A 13,203-nucleotide genomic window follows, 5' to 3' on the forward strand; every position below is an offset into this window, starting at 1 on the left:
CTTCATGACATCCGAGACCGTTTACCGGCGCTTTTCTGAAACCGCCGCGCGCCGCGGTGACGCACCCTTTCAGCATGTTCTGGAAGAAACCGCAGGGATTTACGGAATCCCGGCGGGCGATATCTCTTATACCGATATGGCCGCACGTATTGAAAAATGGCGGCGACGGTTCGAGGACGCAGGATACGGGGCAGGCCAACGCGTTGGCTTGCTGTTGCAGAACCGGCCTGTGTTCCTTGAAATCTGGCTGGCTCTGAACGCGATTGGTGTATCGGTAGTGCCGATCAATCCCGATCTGCGACTGGCCGAGCTGGAATATCTGGCCGAGCATTCCGAGATGATCCTGGCCATCGTTCTGGCCGATCGCGTGGATGAAATGCGTCAGGCGGCCCAGAATGCAGGCCTGTCGATGCCGGTGATCACCGTCGATGACGATTTGCCCGCCGCAACCACTGCGCCCCGGGCCGGGGCCGAGCTGAACAGCGCGACGGAATGCGCGCTACTTTATACCTCGGGCACCACAGGGCGGCCCAAAGGCTGTATCCTGACCAACGAATACTACCTGCATTCCGGCGACTGGTACGCGGAAACCGGCGGCCATATCAGCCTGCGCAAAGATTGCGAGCGGATGTTGACGCCGCTGCCGGTGTTCCACATGAACGCCATGGCGGTTTCGGTTACGGCGATGATCACCGTCGGTGGCTGCCTGATCATGCTGGATCGCTTCCACCCGCGCAGCTGGTGGGAGTCGGTACGCAAAAGCGGCGCGACCGTGGTGCATTATCTGGGCGTCATGCCCTCGATGCTGATGGTGGCCGAACCCTCTGATGCAAACCGCGACCACAATGTGCGCTTTGGCTTCGGCGCAGGTGTCGACAAAAAGCTGCACGCGCCCTTCGAGGAGCGCTATGGCTTTCCGCTGGTCGAGGCCTGGGCCTGTACTGAGACCGGGTCCGGCGGTGTGATCAGCGCCCATGAAGAGCCGCGCCAGATCGGGACCTCGTGCTTTGGCCGCCCCTGCAAGGACGTCGCCGTGCGCGTGGTGGATGACGCAGGCAATGACGTTGCCACCGGCGAACCCGGTGAGCTTTTGGTGCGCCGCGCCGGGGACAATCCGCGCTATGGCTTCTTCTCGGGTTACCTGAAAAATCAGGAAGCCACGGATGAGTTGTGGGAAGGCGGCTGGCTGCACACCGGCGATGTGGTCAGCCAGGACGCAGACGGATCGCTGCATTTCGTTGACCGCAAAAAGAACGTGATCCGCCGCTCGGGCGAGAATATCGCGGCGGTCGAGGTTGAATCGATCCTCAACCGTCACCCCGAGATCAAGATTTCCGCCGCTGTCGCCGCCCCCGATGAGGTGCGCGGAGACGAGGTGGCCGTGTTCATGATCCTTGACGGGGTCAAGGGCGACGCCGCCAAAGCTGAAGAGATTGCAACCTGGGCGCTGGACCAGATGGCCTATTACAAAGTGCCCGGCTGGATCGCTTTTGCAGATGACCTGCCTTTGACCGCGACGCAGAAAATCCTGCGCGGACAGATGAAGGATCTGATGGTAAAGACGTTTGAGGAAGACGGCTTTATCGACACGCGGCACCTGAAGAAACGCAAGGTCTGATGGCAAAACAGAAATCATATGACGGCGCGGTTGTCTGCGCGCCGGTGACTGTGCCCTATGTGCGGTTTTCGCCAGAGACGGCACATTGGTGGACCGGGGCCGCGCTGGCCGAACTGTCGCGTCAGACGGGGCTTGGGCCTGCGGATTTTGACGGGTTCTGCTTTGCCAGTTTTTCGGCCGTGCCCGACAGTGTGGTGGGCATGGTCCAGCATCTGGGCCTCAGCCCCCGCTGGATGGACCATATCCCGACGGGCGGGGCCAGCGGCGTGATGGCGCTGCGCCGTGCGGCGCGCGCGGTTCAGGCGGGTGATGTGGATATCGTGGCCTGTGTTGCGGCGGACACCAACCAGATCGACAGTTTCCGGCAGACTTTGGCCGGGTTCTCGCGCTTTTCGCAGGATGCCACCTATCCCTATGGGTTTGGCGGGCCGAACGCGACTTTTGCGCTGATCACCGATAACTTCATGCGCCAATATGGCATCGGGCGCGAAGATTTCGCCAAGCTCTGCGTGGCGCAGCGCGACAATGCGCTGTCCAATCCGACGGCGCTGATGAAGAAGCCACTGACGCATGAGCAATACATGAAGGCCCGTCCGATCTCGGACCCGGTGCATCTGTTTGACTGCGTGATGCCCTGCGCCGGGGCTGAGGCGTTTATCGTCACCACCCCCGAAAAAGCCGAAGAACTGGGCCTGTCCACGGCGCGGATCGCAGGCACCATCGAACGGCACAATGCCTTTGCCGAGGACGCTGTGCAGACGCGCGGCGGCTGGGCGCGCGACATTGACGATCTGTGGCAGGCCGCAGAGCTTGGCCCGCAGGATATGGATATGGTTCAGGTCTATGACGACTATCCCGTGATCGTCGCCATGCAACTGGCCGATCTGGGCTTTTGCGACAAAGACAAGCTGCCAGAGTTCATTGCCCAGAATGACTTTACCATCTCGGGCTCACTGCCGCTGAACACCAATGGTGGCCAGTTGTCCGCCGGGCAGGCGGGCGCGGCTGGTGGGTTCCAGAACGTGACCGAAGGGTTGCGGCAGGTGCTGCATTGCCCGTTGGGCGATCAGGTGCCCGATGCGCGCCACGCGCTGGTGTCGGGCTTTGGTCTGGTGAACTATGACCGGGGCGTGTGCACCGGTGCGGCTGTATTGACGCAGGAGGTGCTGCGATGACCGATCCGTTGACGCCTCCGAAAAAGAAAGACCCGCTGGTCAGAACCCGCGCGGGCCATGTGCCTCCGGGGCTGCGATCCCGTGCGGCCAAGGCAATGGCAGTGCGGGCCGGGCAGGGGCAGTTTGTTTTGCAGACCTGCAACACCACCGGGCAGACGACCTATCCGCCGCGCGACCGCTCGCCCTTTACCTGGGATGAGCTGACCTGGCAGGAACAGCCCCGTGGCGCCGTAATTGAGGCCGTGACCACGATTGATGCCACCGTCGATCCGTTTTTCCGCGAACATCTGCCCTGGCGCGTTGGCTCGGCCCGGCTGGATGCAGGCCCGATGGCGATTGTGCATCTGCATGGCGACGTCAAACAGGGCGACCGCGTGCGGATGGAGATCAAGCTGGACCGGGGCGGCAACCCGGCCCTGTTTGCGATGCCCGAAAAGGAGACACCGAACATGGCCGATGATCCGCAACTGCGCGTCTTTACTGCTGATCCGAAACTCCGCCGCGTTCTTGTCACCGACGGGCGTGGCCCGGTGGGGCAGGCCGTGGCGCAGGCCCTGCTGAAGGCCGGGGCCAAGACGGTCTATCTGGGCAATGCCGACACGCTGATGCGCTATCCCGGTCAGGACCGGATCGAGGCCATCGAGGGCATCGAACCCGTCGCCCTGAACCTGACCGACACAAGCAGCACGCAGGAACTGGCGGCGCAACTGGGCGGCAAAGTGGAAATCGTCGTCAACACGGCACAGTTCACCCGTCAAAGCGGCGTGGGTTTCGGCGGCAAGTTGAGCGATCTGCAAACCGGGCTGGAAACCGAGGTGTCGGGCCTGATGCGTCTGGCGCAGGCCTTTGCCCCGGCGATGTCCGGGCGGTCGGATGATGGGGTGAACTCGGCTGCGGCCTTTGTTGACGTGGCCTCGATCCACGGGCTGACCGGAAAATCCGGTTTCTCGGGCGCGGCGGCGGCGGCGGCTGCGCGCCTGTCGCTGATATCGGGACTGCGCGGAGAGATGGCCCATACCGGCATCCGCGTCATGTCGGTTCTGACCGGCGCAATCGACGATGAATGGCACCAGAACGTGCCGCCCCCGAAGACGGCCCCCGTTCAGATCGCCAAAGCGGTGGTCGAAGTGCTGCAAAAGGGGCAGGAAACAATATGCGCGGGCGATGTGGCCAAGGACATTCTGTCCCGCTGGCAGGCCGATCCGCTGCTGACAATCCGGGAGGAAAACCAATGACCCAATCTGTTCTTGTTGATCTGGCGGCGGCGCTGGCCTCGGGTCAGGTGCGCGTTGTCGACCTGACCAACACACTCAGCCCCGAGTTTCCGGTGATCGTGCTGCCGCCAGAGTTTGGCCAATGCGCGCCGTTCCGGATGGAGAAAGTCTCGCGCTATGATGACAATGGCCCGGCGTGGTACTGGAACAACATCTCGATGAACGAACACACGGGCACGCATTTTGATGCGCCCGCGCATTGGGTGACGGGCAAGGATCTGCCCTCGAACACCGTTGATGCGATCCCGGCGCAGGATTTCATGGCACCGGCGGTTGTGATCGACATCTCGGTTGAATCTGCAGCGGATGCGGATTTTGTGGTGACGCGTGCGTTTCTGGAAAACTGGGAAAAGGAAAACGGTACCATCCCGCCGGGTCACTGGATTGCCCTGCGCACCGATTGGTACAAGCGTGTCGGCACGCCCGAATACCTGAACCTGCTGGAAGACGGCGCGCATTCGCCCGGGCCGGATGCCAGCGCGGTTGAATTCATGGTACATGACCGCAATTGCGTGGGTCTTGCGGTGGAAACCGTGGGCACCGATGCGGGGCAGGGGTTCCATTTCAATCCGCCCCTGCCGGCGCATTCGATCCTGCATGGCAATGGCCGTTTCGGCCTGCAGTGCCTGACCAATCTGGACAAGCTGCCAACCTTCGGCGCGATCATCGTCGCCTGCCCGCTGAAAATCGAAGGCGGTTCGGGCAGCCCGCTGCGCGTTGTCGCCCTGATCGAAGGAGAGGGCGCATGAAAACCACTCTGATCACCGGCGGAAACTCGGGCATTGGTGCGGCGATTGCCGAATTGCTGCTGGTGCGTGGCGAAAAGGTTGTGTCGCTGGGGCTGGAACTGCCCGCGGCAGAGCATGAGAACCTGTTTGGCTACACCGCCGATCTGACCGACGCGGCCAACACGGCCGAGGTTGCGGCGCAGATCGCATCAGATCATCAGATCGACGCGCTGGTGCACAATGCGGGGATGATCCTGCCTAACCTGCTGCCCGATGCTTCGCCGCAGGACATTCTGACCCTGTCGCAACTGCACCTTGCCGCGCCTATGGCGCTGACGCAGGCAGTTCTGGCGGGCATGGAAGAGCGTGGTTCGGGCCGTATCCTGTTCATCTCATCCCGCGCGTCGATGGGGATGCCGACCCGCTCGGCCTATTCTGCGACCAAGGCGGGGGTGCATGGCATGGCGCGCACCTGGGCGCTGGAGCTGGCCCCCAAGGGGATCACCGTCAACGTTATCGCGCCGGGCCCGGTTCTGACCGAGAATTTCTGGGGCATCGTGCCAAAAGACGGCGAATTGCAGGGCAAAATCGCCGATGGCGTGCCGGTCAAGCGGATCGGGACATCGGACGATATCGCCAATGCGGCTGGGTTCTTTCTGGATGACAAGGCCAGTTTTGTCACCGGGCAGGTCCTGTTTGTCTGCGGGGGCACCAGCCTCGGTAGCCTGCCGTCGTGAGGCCCCATGTTCTACACGATTGAACAGGGTCACCCGTTCCGCCACAACCCCCTCAGCGCCATTGTCACCCCGCGCCCCATCGCGTGGATTTCCACCCGCGATCAGGATGGGGTGGACAATCTGGCGCCCTATTCGTTCTTCAACCTCACGGCCTATGATCCGCCACAGGTAATGTTCGCATCTACCTTCACCAAACCCGATCAGGATCGCTCGAAGGACACGGTGTCGAATATCGAAGCCAGCGGCTTTTTCTGTGTCAACGTGGCCGAACACGCGGCGCGCGAGGCGGTCAACCACTCCTCGGCCCCGCTGGAGCGTGGCGTGGATGAATTCGCGCATACCGGCATCGAAAAAACCGCGTGCGAAATGATCGACTGTAGCCGCGTCGCGCAGACTCCTGCGGCGCTGGAATGTCGGTTGAACCAGGTGATCGACCTGCCAGGTGAGAACAACCATCTGGTTCTGGGTTTCATCGAGGCCGTGCATATTCGCGACAATTGCATTGTCGAGGACCGGTTCGAGATCACAACCTATAAACCTCTGACCCGGTTGGGGTATCAGGACTACGGCATGATCGAAGACACATTCAGGATGTCCCGACCCAAATAACGGCTGTCAGACCATCACAGCGCATTTCGTTCAGATAAGGGTGCACGTATGAAAATCTGGTATCAAAGCTATGTCGATTATGAAAACGGGGCCGCGTATTGGGATGTTCTGAAACCGCATCTTGAGGCCTGCGTCTCGGACGGTACGACAATTGACATCCATGGCATCACCCCTTTCGACAGCTATGCGCACCCGCTGGTCGAATTCCGCTGCGCCCGCGAGATGATCTGCAATGCGATCCGGGCCGAGCGTGAAGGGTATGACGCGTTTGTGGTCGGCCATTTTCAGGATGCGGGACTTTATGAGGCGCGTAGCGTTGTCGACATCCCGGTGATCGGTTTGGGCGAGGCCACGATGCTTTGGTGCTGCCAGATGGGCCAGCGGCTGGGGATTGTGACGATCAACACCCGGTTCATTCCGTGGTTTCACCACCAGATCGGCAAATACGGCCTGCGCGACCGCATTTCAGGCGTCCACGCGATGAGCTTTGAGCCCGGCCAGATTCTGGGCGCCTACGGTGATGCTGACAAGGCACAAGTGGTGAAGCGGTTGTTCGAAGAACAGGGCCGCCCTCTGGTCACCGAAGGAACCGATGTGCTGATCCCCGGTGGCGGCATTCCCATGCTGCTGTTTTCGCAGTTCCACGATCACCAGATCGACGGCGCGCCGGTGGTGAACGGTATTCCGATTGCGGTGAAATCGGCCGAAATGGCCGTCGCGCTCAAGTGGATGACAGGGCAGTGTGTCAGCCGGACCGGCGATTATTCCAAAGCCCCACCCGAGGTGATTGAAGAGTTCATGACCCATCCGAAAGGGTTGTGATTCAATCAGTTGAGATGTGCTTTCTGAAGATTCTGCGTCAAGTTTCAGAATAACATTTATTCATAAAATTATGCTTTTGAAAAATTTTATATGTAAATGATACTTTCTTGTGTATTCTGGCTGACGTCAGGGAAGGTTGAAACAACCGCTTCGAGGGAGTGAAGGAATGACCACAAGCGATTTGACAGCGCTGTTCGGTCTTTCGACCAAGGGCCGTAGCTGCAGCGATCTGTTCGCGCGAGGTTGTCGTTGCACCGCTGACACTGAAAAAAGTAACAGAACAGAGAGGGCATTAAGATGAGATTTGTGACGAAAACATTGGCGGGGCTGGCCCTTGCGGTGGCCTCGTTGGGGACAGCGGCAAATGCGCAGGACACCTTGCGGGGCGTCAGCTGTTTCCCGATTGGCAGCCCTCCGGGCTTGCCGTTTGAAAATCTGGTGGCTGATATCAATGAGCGCGGCGCAGGCGTGGTTCAGATCGACTTGCTGGGCGGCGCGCCAGCCATTGGCAGCCCGTTTCAGGTGGCCGAGCGGATGGCGTTGGGGGCATATGACATAGCGGGTTGCCCCGAGGCGTTCTTTGGAAATCTGGTCCCCGAAGCCCCCGCGCTGCGCCTGACCGAGCGGTCCTATGCTGAGCTGCGCGAGAATGGCGGGATCGACTATTTCCAGGAGTTGATGAATGCCAAAGGCGCGGTTTTTCTGGGCCGCCACCATGACGACGGAAACTTTCACCTGTTCCTGGCGGAACCGATTGAAAGCACCGATCTCAGCGGTCTGAACCTGCGGGTCTCGCCGGTTTACACCGCGTTCTTCAAAGCGCTTGGGGCCACGGTGCAGCGGTCCAGCATGCCCGAGGTATATACGCTGATGGAAAACGGCACGGTTGACGGTTTCGGCTGGTCGTTCCGTGGCATCTCGCCCACCTGGTACAAGGTGACGAACTATCGGGTGGATCCCGGTTTCTATCGCGCGACCATTCATACCATTGCCAACAAAGCCCGCTGGGATGCGCTGAGCCAGGAGGCGCGGGATGTGATCTCGGAGGTTGTCATCGAGTATGAGAAACGGATGGAACCGGGCAGCAACCATTCGAACGAACTGGACGCGGCGATGCGCGCGACGCAGGCCGAGAACGGGTTCGAAACCATCACCCTAGAAGGTGCCGATGCCGAAACATGGGTGAACTCGGCTCGTGACGCGGCTTGGGCCGAGTTTCTGGAACAAAACCCCGAAACCGGCCCCCGCCTGCAAGAACTGTTCACCCAGTAAGGGCGCACCGCGCCAACCGGCTGGTCGCGCGCGGCCAGCCCATTCCCCACTCCATGCGGTCGGTGACCATGCAAACCTTTGAATCCCTGTTCAAAACGCTCAATTCCGCCATTGCGGCATGTGTTGCCGTGTCGGTCGGGCTGTTCACCGTGCTGGTGACGCTGGATTACCTGCTGCGCAAGTTCAGGATCGGCGGGCTGGAATGGCTGAATGAAGGGGCTGAATACGGCCTGTTCTTTGGTGTGTTCCTGTCCGCAACCAGGGTTTTGCAGCAAGGCGCGCATGTGCGGGTGGATATCATCATCTCATCCCTGCCAGCCCGCGCGGCGGCCTGGCTTGAGCGGATGGTGGATCTGTTTGGCGCGCTGATCTGCGCGATCATGGCCTATCTGGGCAGCAAAGGGGCGTTGTCGGCTTTTGTACTGGGCACCTTGCCCGACAAGGATCTCCGGGTTCCGAACTGGGTGGTTCTGTCGGTCTTCTGCCTGTCCTTCGTGCTGCTGACGGTCGAGTTTCTGCTGCGCTACTACCGCGCGGGCAAGCACGGATATGTGCGCGAAGACGGTGTGGGATTCTAAGTTATGGAATGGTATTTTGCACTCAGCCTGATGCTGGGCACGGTCTGTTTCTTTCTGTTTCTCGGCCTGCCGGTGGCCTTTGCCTTTATCGCGGCGAACCTGCTGGGCACGGCGATGTTCATCGGGGCGTGGGCTTCGCTGGGCGACTGGACCATCGTGCGTATCTCGTTGGAAAGCATGCCGATCGAGTTCCACGAGGCGGTCGGATACCCGTTAACCACAATCGCGCTGTTTCTGCTGATGGGAGAGATCCTGTTGCAGACCGGTGTGGCCTTCAAAGCCATCGGCGCGATTGAACAGATGATCGCTCGCGTGCCGGGCCGGTTGTCCATCGTGGCCATTCTGGGCGGCACAGTGTTTTCCTCGTTGTCGGGATCAACCGTGGCCAATACCGCCATTTTGGGCAATGTACTGCTGCCCGACATGGTCAAGCGTGGCTACAAGCCGGAAATCGCCATGGGGCCGATCATGGCGGTCGGCGGCATTGCCATGCTGATCCCGCCCTCGTCTCTGGCGGTGCTGCTGGCCAGTATCGCGCAGCAATCGGTGGCCCTTCTGCTGGTAGCGGGAATCGTGCCCGGCGTTCTGATGGCGCTGCTGTTTTTTGCCTATGTGGTCATTCGCTGCACCATCAATCCCGATATGGCCCCGGCATATGATCCTGACACCAGCCATCTTGACCAACCCATCACCTTTGCGGTCAACCGCAAGGGGCATACGATCTGGTCGCGCAGCTATGATGGTGCGCTCAACCGAGTTCTGAACCGTATCCTGCCGTTCTTTCTCTACATCACCCCGCTGATGTCGATCTTTGTAGTGGTTGTGGGCAGCATCTTCTTCAAACTGGCCTCACCGACCGAGGCTGCCGCGATGGGCTGTCTGGCGGCGCTGGCCACCTGTTACTTCTTCCGCCTGTTCCGGCACACGATAACGATCAGCGGGATCGAAGGCGCAGATTTCGACTGGCGCGCGATTGCAACTGCACTGATGGGGACGGTCAAGATCAACACGATGATCATCTTCATCATCGCCGGATCGCTGGTCTTCACCCAGGCACTGGCGGTGTCGGGCGCAACCCAGGGCCTGCTTGAGGCGCTGTTGTCGGTGGATATGAGCGCCACGACCGTGGTGATTCTGATGATCCTGATCCTGCTGTTTTTAGGGGCATTTATGGATCAGGTCAGCATGCTACTGCTGACGTTGCCCTTCTTTCTGCTGGGCGCGAATTCGCTACAGGTCGTCTATGATATCGACCCGATCTGGCTGATGGTGCTGATCCTGATCTCGATGGAGATCGGCCTGCTGACCCCGCCCTTTGGTCTGCTGCTCTATGTGATGAAAGGTGTCGCACCTGCCGGGATCAGCATTGCACAGATCGTCCGGTCGGCTATTCCCTTCATCCTGATCGAGTTGGCCGTGCTCGCGTTGCTTATCGCCGTACCTGAAGTCGCAACTTGGCTACCACAACAGCTGCGATAAACGATAAGGCATCTTGAATACATGTCATTTTCCTTAGACCGCCCCGAAACGCTAATGTTCATGGGCGGGATCACCGCGCTGGCCGCCATCTCGGTTGAGATTGTGGTGCCTGCAACCGGTATCGTGGCGCGGTATTTCGATCTGCCCGAAGCGCGCGGAGCTTCGCTGGTCGGCGTGTACTTCCTGTCCTACGGGACCGGGCAAATTTTCTGGGGGCTGTATTCGGATGCTTTTGGGCGGCGCATTGCGCTGTTGCTATCTCTGGCCGGTTTTGCGCTGGCGTCGCTGGCCTGTGCGCTGGCCCCCAGTTTTGAATGGCTGTTGATCGGCCGCTGCGCCCAAGGGGCGATGGCCGGGGCACCGGTGACTGCCCGCGCGATGGTGCGTGATGCCACCTCTGGTGCAGAGAGTGCGCGGATCATGACGTTGCTGGGCGCGATCCTGACCGTGACCACACTGTTCGCGCCAGTGCTGGGGTCCGGGTTTCTGATCCTGTTTTCCTGGCGCGTGATCTTTCTGGCGCTGATGCTGCTGGCGCTGGTGTTTCTGATCTACAGCTACGTGGCGCTGACCCCCACAAACGAACGCTGCCGACGTGAAAGGTTTTCGCTGCGCTTTCTGCGACAGGCAACACAGTATCTGCCGGGCAACCAGCAATTCCTTGTGCCGACCCTGATCGGAGGGTTTATCTTTGGCGGCTATGCCTCGCTGGGGGCGGTCGGTGCCATCACGGCTGAGGAGCAATATTGCATCTCGCCCGGTTCCTTCGGGGCGCTGTTCACCATTGCGGTTCTGGCCAATGTCTCAGGGTCGTTATTCGCCAGCCGCCTGTTGCGGCGGATCAATCTGCGCGCTGTCGGAACGCTGTCGATGGCCATTCTGGCGGTTCTGACCATCATTCATGTTGTCATCGCGCAGGCGCAGCCCAGCTTGCAATTGTTTTGGGTCACGATATGCATCTACGTCTTTGTGTTCGGGATGACCCTGCCCACAACCATGGCCGCTTCGCTGGAGCCTGCGGGTGAAATGCCGGCCTTTGCGGCCTCGGTTTTTGGGGCCTGCATCATGGGGATGGCCTTTCTGGGGGCGGTGACCGCATCGCGCCTGTATGATGGGGATCATCAGGCCATTTCCCTGACCATGGCGCCGTTCGGAGCGGCGGCGGTTATGGTGGCTGTTGCAGGCCGCGTGTTGGGACGGCCTGCGTCGCCTTACCCCTGATCGAAACGGGCGATGCGATCTTGCTCGGCTTTTAGCTCGTCTTCGTCCCAATACCCGATGATGATCCCTGAGCGCAGCGTCGGGTCGCCGCCCTCAGCCCTCAAGGCATCATCGCGGGTAAAGCTGTCATCGCGTTTTGTGATCCGGGTGCGGGCATCCTGATACCAGCTGTGGATGGCGGCCAGTAGACGCGCCCGTTCTGCGACAAAATCCGGGTGGTCACCTAGATCCGTCAGCTCATCCGGGTCGGTTTGCAGGTCGAACAGCATGGGCCGAAAGCCCCGGCATTCCACCAGTTTGAACCGTCCGTCGAACACCATGACCATGCGACTGTTCTGAACCGGTACCTCTAGCTTGTATCGCGCAGTTTCCGGGGCATAGTCGAATTCCGAGAACACATAGGTCTTTTCCGCAGCCTTCTGCCCATGCAGAACCGGCAGCAGAGAGGTCCCTTCCAACACGTGCGGCTTAGCCTCGCCGTCTGCGACCTCCAGGAATGTGGGCGCCAGATCGATCATTTCGACCAATCGCTCCGAGACCTGACCGCGTGTTTTGTCCGCCGCCGGATCAGGATCGACGATGATCATCGGTACCTTGGCCGAGACATCGTGGAACAGATACTTCTCACCTAGCCAGTGATCGCCCAGATAGTCCCCGTGATCTGAGGTGAAGACAATCATCGTATCCTGCATCATCCCGCGATCTTCCATGAAGGAAAACAGCAGCCCAAGCTGATCGTCGATCTGTTTGATCAAGCCCATATAGGCAGGAATGACCTTTTCGCGCGCACCTGGACGCGCAAAGTTCTGCGAGTGTTTCTCTTCGGTAAAGGCGCGGAAGATCGGGTGGCCGTTATCAAGCTCGGCCTGATTGCGCACCACGGGCGGGATGTCTTCGAGCCCGTACATGTCGTGATAAGGGGCGGGCACGAGATAGGGCCAGTGCGGTTTGATGTAACTCAGATGTGCGCACCAGGGGCGGCCATCCGCCTGCGCTTGCGCCATGAAATCCATCGCGCGTCGGGTCATATAAGGCGTCTCGGAATCCTCTTCGGCCACGCGCGCAGGCTTGTCGGCATGGGTCCAGAGCCAGCCGTTCAGGACCTCTCCGTTCGGGGCTTCGGCAGCGTTGGCCCAGCTTTCCCACGGGCTCTCGCCGGTATAGCCTTTCTCGGCCAGATAGCGGTTGTACTCCGGCGCTTCATGGGGCCCGTCCGATGGGTGCAAACCATCATCTCGTTCAAACGGTTCAAACCCGCATTGCGCGCTGTGCACCCCAATGATCGAGTTCGGGTCGATCCCCAACCTCTCCATCCCTTCGGTGTCAGCGGTCATATGGGTCTTGCCGATCAGAACCGTGCGCATCCCGGCGTCGCGCAGATGATCGCCCAGCGTCGGTTCGCCAATGCGCAAAGGGATGCCATTATAGGTCGATCCGTGCGAGCGGACATAGCGCCCAGTATAGGCCGACATACGCGACGGCCCGCAAATCGTCGACTGCACATAGCTGTTGGTGAACCGCACCCCGCGCGTGGCCAGCGCGTCGATATTGGGGGTGTGCAGGGTCTTGTGGCCATAACAGCTTAGATAGTCATACCGAAGCTGATCACACATGATCCAAAGGATGTTTCGGGGTTTCGCCACGGGTGTCACCTGTTGTTTTCATAGAATGCGGGGCGGTCAGAGCAAAC

Annotated in this window: 12 protein-coding genes; 11 read left to right on the forward strand and 1 reads right to left on the reverse strand. The window is 60.1% G+C overall.

The window, feature by feature from the left end; all coding sequences use genetic code 11:
• The first annotated feature begins 4 nt into the window (after positions 1–4).
• The 11 genes from RA27_RS17630 (at position 5) to RA27_RS17680 (ending at position 11,513) form a co-directional block, all read left to right on the forward strand.
• Positions 5–1,618, forward strand: coding sequence for an AMP-binding protein (locus RA27_RS17630; RefSeq protein WP_039542121.1), 1,614 nt, complete (start codon positions 5–7; stop codon positions 1,616–1,618).
• Positions 1,618–2,793 (forward strand): thiolase family protein, encoded by a 1,176-nt coding sequence (locus RA27_RS17635; RefSeq protein WP_039542123.1) that lies wholly within the window; start codon positions 1,618–1,620, stop codon positions 2,791–2,793. The genes RA27_RS17630 and RA27_RS17635 overlap by 1 nt, the downstream gene beginning before the upstream one ends.
• A complete protein-coding gene (locus tag RA27_RS17640) occupies positions 2,790–4,028 on the forward strand; it encodes an SDR family NAD(P)-dependent oxidoreductase (protein WP_039542126.1) in 1,239 nt (412 codons plus the stop codon). The genes RA27_RS17635 and RA27_RS17640 overlap by 4 nt, the downstream gene beginning before the upstream one ends.
• Entirely contained in the window at positions 4,025–4,816 is a 792-nt protein-coding gene (locus RA27_RS17645) for a cyclase family protein (RefSeq protein ID WP_039542127.1), read from the forward strand. Before RA27_RS17640 ends, RA27_RS17645 begins: the two co-directional genes overlap by 4 nt.
• Positions 4,813–5,532, forward strand: a complete 720-nt coding sequence (locus RA27_RS17650; protein ID WP_039542129.1) for an SDR family oxidoreductase — start codon at positions 4,813–4,815, stop codon at positions 5,530–5,532. Before RA27_RS17645 ends, RA27_RS17650 begins: the two co-directional genes overlap by 4 nt.
• Positions 5,533–5,538: 6 nt before the next feature.
• Positions 5,539–6,141: a flavin reductase family protein gene (locus RA27_RS17655; protein WP_039542131.1), complete on the forward strand. Its 603-nt coding sequence runs from the start codon at positions 5,539–5,541 to the stop codon at positions 6,139–6,141.
• Positions 6,142–6,189: 48 nt separating this feature from the next.
• A complete protein-coding gene (locus tag RA27_RS17660; RefSeq protein ID WP_039542134.1) occupies positions 6,190–6,963 on the forward strand; it encodes an aspartate/glutamate racemase family protein in 774 nt (257 codons plus the stop codon).
• A gap of 297 nt (positions 6,964–7,260) precedes the next feature.
• Positions 7,261–8,235 carry a TRAP transporter substrate-binding protein DctP gene (dctP, locus tag RA27_RS17665; RefSeq protein ID WP_039542136.1) on the forward strand — a complete coding sequence of 325 codons (975 nt, stop codon included), beginning with the start codon at positions 7,261–7,263 and terminating at the stop codon, positions 8,233–8,235.
• A 68-nt stretch (positions 8,236–8,303) separates the two neighbouring features.
• Complete coding sequence (locus RA27_RS23260; RefSeq protein WP_193746540.1) at positions 8,304–8,813, forward strand: TRAP transporter small permease; 510 nt, start codon at positions 8,304–8,306, stop codon at positions 8,811–8,813.
• A gap of 3 nt (positions 8,814–8,816) precedes the next feature.
• Complete coding sequence (locus RA27_RS17675) at positions 8,817–10,292, forward strand: TRAP transporter large permease subunit (protein WP_039542139.1); 1,476 nt, start codon at positions 8,817–8,819, stop codon at positions 10,290–10,292.
• Between the two features lie 21 nt (positions 10,293–10,313).
• Positions 10,314–11,513 carry an MFS transporter gene (locus RA27_RS17680; RefSeq protein WP_082025178.1) on the forward strand — a complete coding sequence of 400 codons (1,200 nt, stop codon included), beginning with the start codon at positions 10,314–10,316 and terminating at the stop codon, positions 11,511–11,513.
• Here RA27_RS17680 and RA27_RS17685 read toward each other — a convergent pair.
• Positions 11,504–13,156 (reverse strand): sulfatase-like hydrolase/transferase, encoded by a 1,653-nt coding sequence (locus RA27_RS17685; RefSeq protein WP_039542378.1) that lies wholly within the window; start codon positions 13,154–13,156, stop codon positions 11,504–11,506. The two genes, RA27_RS17680 and RA27_RS17685, sit on opposite strands and share 10 nt — an antisense overlap.
• Positions 13,157–13,203: the final 47 nt, after the last annotated feature.

It is taken from the genome of Ruegeria sp. ANG-R, from assembly GCF_000813985.1.
In the GTDB taxonomy this organism is placed as follows: domain Bacteria; phylum Pseudomonadota; class Alphaproteobacteria; order Rhodobacterales; family Rhodobacteraceae; genus Ruegeria.